This is a genomic window from Paenibacillus sp. P4_A7 (assembly GCF_056402455.1).
The window spans coordinates 1-6,272 of the sequence record NZ_JBFUHJ010000323.1; the positions used below are offsets into that span (position 1 = coordinate 1).

Consider the following 6,272-nt stretch of genomic DNA (forward strand, 5'->3'; position numbering starts at 1 on the left):
TAAGGAACCCATACAAAGCGATCTCCAAAAATTTCTTTCGCAAGCGCTTTACCGTTATCCGCACAGCACAAGCTTATAATAGAATCCGGATGTGTGTGATCCACATGTTTGAATGGAAGGAATGCATGCAGAAGCGTTTCAATCGAAGCACGTGGATGCTTGGAGTCGATCATACAATTTACTAAATAAGCGACCATTTCCTCGTCAGGCATTTCATTACGCTCAAATAACGGACGAATATCATCCATACGCAAGCCTGTGAAATTCCCTGCTTTCATAGAAGCAAGATCGGAACCACTGCCCTTCACATACATAACCTCAACATCGCGGCCGCGGAAGTCTTTAACGATTGTTTTGCTAGATGTATTGCCACCACCGAAATTACAAACCCGACGATCTGTACCAATAATGTTAGAACGGTATACAAGTTCATTTAATCCGCCTTCTAATTGCGACGCTTTCGACTTATCCCACAAACTTTGTACCATGATTATACCTCCGAATGATGTTTTGTATTTGTCTGAATCGATCATATCATATTTGTTTATCTTTGAATATATAAAATTCAAAGATAAACGGATATCCGTTTTCTTTTAAAATACAACAAAAAAACTGTCCTTTAAGTAGAACGATCTACTAAAAGGACAGCTTTCATCTTCTATTAATACTTCTATTACTGTTTATTCTATCGTTCTATTGACATCGCAGCGTAACTTCAATATCTTGATTGTAATTGCCAAAGCCTTTTCCGAAAAGTGTAACACCTCCGCAGTTTTTGGCCGTAGCACTACATGCAATTCTGAACATAATCTCTTTATCATAGGTTAGAGTCAATTGCTCGATCGTCACATTAGATACTTGAACACCATCGATGTATGAGCCTTGCTTATTAATCCGGATCGTCTTCATTAGGCCATGCTGAATGTTTTTATGCCACCATTCCGGCGTAAACTGTCCCCTCGTACTTCCAAAATCACCTGGATATGTCCAAGTTCCCACATGAACATCGTTTAAGGTAAAAGCAATATCAGAAGGCAGATGATCAACGGCACACGGTGTTTCCGAACAGATCTCCAATGCAATTTCCAATGATTCCGCCGTTTCATTATTAACCATATAATTCGGAATCCTATATTCTACAAAGCCAGAACCAAACCACAATACTTTAGCCCCAACATGCTCAGGATCAGCAAAATAACGAGGATCGTCACACATGCCAATCATTTGTGTATCAGATGCGAGTCCGCAGGTCGGCTTAACCTGATAGGACGAATAATGCCCTACAGGCAGCGACACCACATAGCGATTGGTTTCATCAACAACAACTGGCGCAGTTTTAAATAGAAGTTTTGCATGCGCAAGCTGCAAATAGCATATCTTTTGCATGCCCCGTTTGCCAGCAACACTCTCGCTGCGCACGATTCCGGCTTCCTCAAGCATATGAATATGTCTCGTTACAATGGGAGACTTTATGTCTAGTGCTTCAGACAAGCTTTTGATATTCATTGGCTGTATATTGAGCAGTTCTATTATTTTCACCCTGCTTTGAGATGAGAAACATTCAAGAAATCTCATATTTTTACTACTTACTTCAATTTCCATCATTACCACCCTTTTAAATCTCTCGCTATTCACTCACTATATAACTAAAAAGTTAACATATCAACTAGTTCATTCGCAAAACTTGACATGTAACTATATTTTCACTAAAATTAGCGGCATGTACATATCTAAAAAGATATTTAGTTACCTTTTAAGTTATCTTAATTGCAATGAATAAAACGCAGGAGGTATTTTATAAAATGAATTCCTTTCAATTTCACAATCCAACCCATATCGTGTTCGGTGAAGGGTCAGCTGATCAAATTGGTCAGTTAACTTCAAAATACGGCAAAACGATCTTACTTGTATACGGATCAACTAGTATCAAAAAGTCAGGTTTATATGGCAAAACTGTAAAACATTTAAACGAAGCAGGAATCATCATCCACGAGCTTCCAAATATCGAACCGAACCCTCGTCTATCTACCGTAAAAAAAGGAATAGAGCTTTGTCGTACGCACAGCATCGATTTCATTCTAGCAGTCGGTGGGGGAAGTGTAATCGATGCATCGAAAGCTATAGCTGCTGGTGTTCCTTATGAAGGTGACGTTTGGGATTTCTTCACGAACAAAGCAGTCATCAAGGAAGCCCTTCCTATCGGCACTATTCTCACGTTAGCAGCAACCGGATCAGAAATGAATGGCGCCTCCGTTGTATCGAACTGGGAGGAGAACCTAAAGCGTGCCTTTGGCAGCTCACATACTTATCCTAAGTTTTCCATTCTCGACCCGACATTGACTTATACAGTACCTCGTAACCAAACGGTAAACGGTGCCGTTGACATTATGTCTCATGTATTTGAGCAATACTTCAGCCAAACGAAGAACACACCTCTTCAAGAACGTTTCTGTGAGTCCATCCTACAAACCGTCATTGAAAATGTAGAAATTGCGCTTGAAAATCCAAATGACGCAGCTGCTCGCGCCAATCTGATGTGGTGCGGAACGATGGCGCTAAACGGTGGTCAAATCAGCGTCGGTATGGCAAATGATTGGGCATCACATGGCATTGAGCACGAGGTGAGCGCTATCTATGATATTCCACACGGTGCAGGACTCGCTGTCATTTTTCCAAATTGGATGAAGTATGTCTACCAAGAGAGAATAGATCGTTTTGTTCAATATGCACAGCGCGTTTGGGACATTGATACAACGGGTAAAACAGATCAAGAGATTGCCCTTGCCGGCATTCAAGCAACTAGAGACTTCTTCACTCGTATTGGCGCTGAAGCTCGTCTGGCTGATTTTGGAATTGGCAACGATAAACTTGGTCGCATGGCAGAAGAAGCTGTTCGTTACGGTGCAATCGGCTCATTCAAACGTTTAGAGAAGCAAGATGTTAAAGCCATTTTGGAGCTTTCACTATAATACAGGAGGCAATCATTAATGACTAAAGCACTAACGGAATATACTCTATTAAGCAATGGAGTAAAAATGCCATGGTTTGGCCTTGGCGTGTGGAAGGTTAAGGATGACGGAGAAGCAGAGCAAACCGTTTCCTCTGCCATAGAAGCAGGTTATAGAAGTATTGATACTGCAGCAGCTTACAACAATGAAACGGGTGTTGGAGCTGGTATTCGCAGCAGCGGTATTGCGCGTGACGAGATTTTTATCACAACAAAAATTTGGAACGCTAATCAGGGCTATGAATCAGCGCTTATCGCATTCGAAGAAAGCAGACAGAAGCTCGGTGTCGATGTCGTTGATCTACTCCTCATTCACTGGCCGGTTAAAGGCAAATATTTGGATACATGGCGTGCGCTAGAAAAGCTTTATAAAGACGGCCTTGTACGAGCGATTGGTGTAAGCAATTTTCAGATTCATCATTTGCAGGAAATTATTGAGGCAGGCCAAATTATCCCTATGGTCAATCAGGTGGAGTATCACCCGCTTCTGACTCAGGAAGAGCTTCATGACTTTGCCAAAAAGAACAAAATCCAGCTTATGGCTTGGAGTCCGCTTATGCAAGGAAACCTAGATCATAGCGTGCTTGCCGACATCGGCGCGAAGTATGGCAAATCACCTGCTCAGGTCGTGCTTCGTTGGGATATTCAGAACGAGGTTGTCACGATTCCTAAATCAACTAACCTTGTACGCCAGAAGGAAAATGCCGACATTTTCGACTTTGTTTTAACACCGGAAGAAATGATACAAATAAGTTCCCTTAATCAAAATAAGAGGTTTGGTCCAGATCCAGACAACTTTAATTTTTAAAAAAACTTATAATAATGTGAGTAGAGCAGCCTTAGTAGATTTCTACTTAAGGCTGCTCTTTGTTTTTCATTTCGATTCATTATAAGCACGCAAAAGCGTGTAGCGATTCGGCCTTACACGATGAGCCTCTTGCAGACTCCGAGTGAGCAGTTCCTCGTCGACGCCTAACTCCTCGGTAGTTGCCGACCCTCCGACTTGGCGAAGCCAATTACGGATTTCTTGCTCAGTTGGCAGAGCAGCAATTTCATTTCGTATCTTATCCGGCAATGAAACAAATGCTAGTCCTTCATCATCAGCGGCTAATGCATGATAAAGCTTGGAAATTTCGGCGCAGGCAACACCGACCTTCGCACCATGCAGCAGTTGTCTTTTGCCAAGACGAGTATATTCCATCTCCCAGTAATGCGACAGATGATGCTCCGATCCCGAAGCGGAATGCGACTGCCCAAACAAGAGCATAGCCAGACCAGATTCAATTAATGCTTCAATTAATATACGAACGCCTTCCTGATCGCGGCTTGCAATTTGCTCCACATGCAGAATGCATTTGTTCAAAGCATCAATTGTAATTTTAGCAACAACCTCTGAGTAGTCCTCACCGCCCTCTGCTGCACCGAAGCTCCAATCYAGCAATGAGGTATATTTGCCTAGCATATCCCCAAAGCCGGCAGCTATCATCGCTGAAGGTGCATTTGCAAGCAGCTCCAAATCTGCGAAAATGGCATCAGGTCCAATTGCTGCGACCGTCTTCTTCTCTCCACGAATAATAATTGGAGCCCCTTTGGAGTTGAAGCCGTCCACAGAAGGCGCGGTTGGTACTGAAATAAATGGAATCCGTGACGTAAAAGCGGCATATCTAGCGATATCATGAATCGTACCAGATCCCGCCGCGACCACTACCTCAGAAGAAGTATTCTGGATGTCAAGCAGGAGCTGAACGATTGATACTTCATCAGCAATCACGTCGCCCTGAGCATTCGCTTTAATAAGTGAAACATTTGCCTCAATACCGGCAGCGAGAATCGCATCTTTCAAAAATTTTCCCGCTACCGCGTATGTATTTGCATCCGTAGCAATGATCACACGACGATAGCTTTTATCCTTCAAATAGGGTGCTACTTGGCGAATAGCTCCTGTTTCAATGCATATTGGATCAATATTTATCTCATTAAGCTTCTGTTCGTCAAATCCGAAAGCTAGTTTCTTCACGTTTTCTACCAATGATGACATATTAGCGCCTCTTCTCATTTGCTCATATGATTCATTTTGCTTTTAGCCGCAAACCTTTGTCAACGTTGCAGCTTAGCAGCAGCATCCTTCATAAAATCAGCAATTATAACTTTTCCACCTCTTTTATTACTATCAAGCGCTGCCAAAACCATAGCCATACTATAAATATTGTCACTACAATCCGTCTCTGGCTTCCGTCCTGCTTTAAGTGCATCAAACATTTCGTCCAGACAACCAAAGTGGCCTGCGCTTCTCATTGCAGGAGGTTGACCCTCTATACGAACATGATCACTGATGAAACTACCTATCTGATTGTCTGCAGCGACAACATCTGCATAAATCTCGCTATGCCCGTCCCAAATGGCAGTCCCAATCTCTCCCGTCACACGCCATGCAGCTTCCCAAGACGTATTCGCTCCTTCGGCGCACCACGAGCCGCGATAATTAAATACCGAGCCGTCCGACATTTCAAAGATACATACAGCCATTGCGTTCCCGGCATACCATGAACCAGGCGGGTTGAATTCCTGACAATAGACAGAGACCGGATTAGCTCCACTAATAAAGCGCGCTTGATCAAAAGTATGAATCGCCATATCTAACAACAAYGGACTTTCCATTACATCGCGAAATCCTCCAAAATGAGCACCTAGGAAGAAATCGGCGCCAATGAAACCAACACGTCCAATCTTTCCTCCAGAAACAAGCTCTTGCAACGCGCGAATATTGGGATCATAACGACGGTTTTGCATAACGGCATGCGTTTTCCCAGTATCATTGGAGATTTGTACAATATCCATACAGTCACTCATCGATTCTGCTAACGGCTTCTCTCCAAAAACGTGACACCCGGAGCGCATTGCGATACTGCCGACCGTATAATGACTCGCCGGAACGGTAATATCAAACACAACATTTGCGTTTGTTTCCTCTATCGCCTGCTGTAAATTCGTATAGACTGGACACTCAAGCTCCTTACGCTCGGCCATTGCCTGTGCGAACTCTAGTTTAATATCGACAAGCCCCACTATTTCCGTATCGCTTCTACCCTTCGCATAATCCACCCATGTATTGGCCATTCCGCCGCAGCCTGCAACTATTACTCGATATTTGATCGTCATCTGGATCAAGCCTCGCCTTCTCTTTTTGAATTAAGATGGATTTGGAACGAAGTCTCCGCCGCGACAGTGCTTTAAATAGTTCAGTGCATGCACCTGGCCCGTCATT

Annotated in this window: 6 protein-coding genes; 2 read left to right on the forward strand and 4 right to left on the reverse strand. The window is 43.2% G+C overall.

Annotated features, from left to right (window positions below; all coding sequences use genetic code 11):
- Positions 1-488 (reverse strand): class II aldolase/adducin family protein (locus AC1DWN_RS25035; RefSeq protein ID WP_477561611.1); only part of this gene is annotated, 488 nt, incomplete at its 3' end.
- Positions 489-693: 205 nt separating this feature from the next.
- Positions 694-1,605 carry an ArsR/SmtB family transcription factor gene (locus tag AC1DWN_RS25040; RefSeq protein WP_477561612.1) on the reverse strand — a complete coding sequence of 304 codons (912 nt, stop codon included), beginning with the start codon at positions 1,603-1,605 and terminating at the stop codon, positions 694-696.
- Positions 1,606-1,802: 197 nt separating this feature from the next.
- Here AC1DWN_RS25040 and AC1DWN_RS25045 point away from each other — a divergent pair, with 197 nt between their 5' ends.
- Together AC1DWN_RS25045 and AC1DWN_RS25050 are read left to right on the forward strand one after the other, a co-directional pair.
- Positions 1,803-2,969 (forward strand): iron-containing alcohol dehydrogenase, encoded by a 1,167-nt coding sequence (locus AC1DWN_RS25045; RefSeq protein WP_477561613.1) that lies wholly within the window; start codon positions 1,803-1,805, stop codon positions 2,967-2,969.
- A gap of 18 nt (positions 2,970-2,987) precedes the next feature.
- Positions 2,988-3,815: an aldo/keto reductase gene (locus AC1DWN_RS25050; protein ID WP_477561614.1), complete on the forward strand. Its 828-nt coding sequence runs from the start codon at positions 2,988-2,990 to the stop codon at positions 3,813-3,815.
- A 66-nt stretch (positions 3,816-3,881) separates the two neighbouring features.
- Here the strand turns inward: AC1DWN_RS25050 and AC1DWN_RS25055 are convergent, their stop codons facing one another.
- Positions 3,882-5,045 carry a sn-glycerol-1-phosphate dehydrogenase gene (locus tag AC1DWN_RS25055; RefSeq protein WP_477561615.1) on the reverse strand — a complete coding sequence of 388 codons (1,164 nt, stop codon included), beginning with the start codon at positions 5,043-5,045 and terminating at the stop codon, positions 3,882-3,884.
- A 59-nt stretch (positions 5,046-5,104) separates the two neighbouring features.
- Positions 5,105-6,166, reverse strand: coding sequence for a Gfo/Idh/MocA family protein (locus tag AC1DWN_RS25060; RefSeq protein WP_477561616.1), 1,062 nt, complete (start codon positions 6,164-6,166; stop codon positions 5,105-5,107).
- Between the last annotated feature and the right edge of the window lie 106 nt (positions 6,167-6,272).

What these genes read in the sequence shown, in the direction of transcription:
- AC1DWN_RS25040 (WP_477561612.1), bottom strand. Translation starts at nt 1,605, where the DNA reads ATGATGGAAATTGAAGTAAGTAGTAAAAATATGAGATTTCTTGAATGT.
- AC1DWN_RS25050 (WP_477561614.1), top strand. Translation starts at nt 2,988, where the DNA reads ATGACTAAAGCACTAACGGAATATACTCTATTAAGCAATGGAGTAAAA.
- AC1DWN_RS25045 (WP_477561613.1), top strand. Translation starts at nt 1,803, where the DNA reads ATGAATTCCTTTCAATTTCACAATCCAACCCATATCGTGTTCGGTGAA.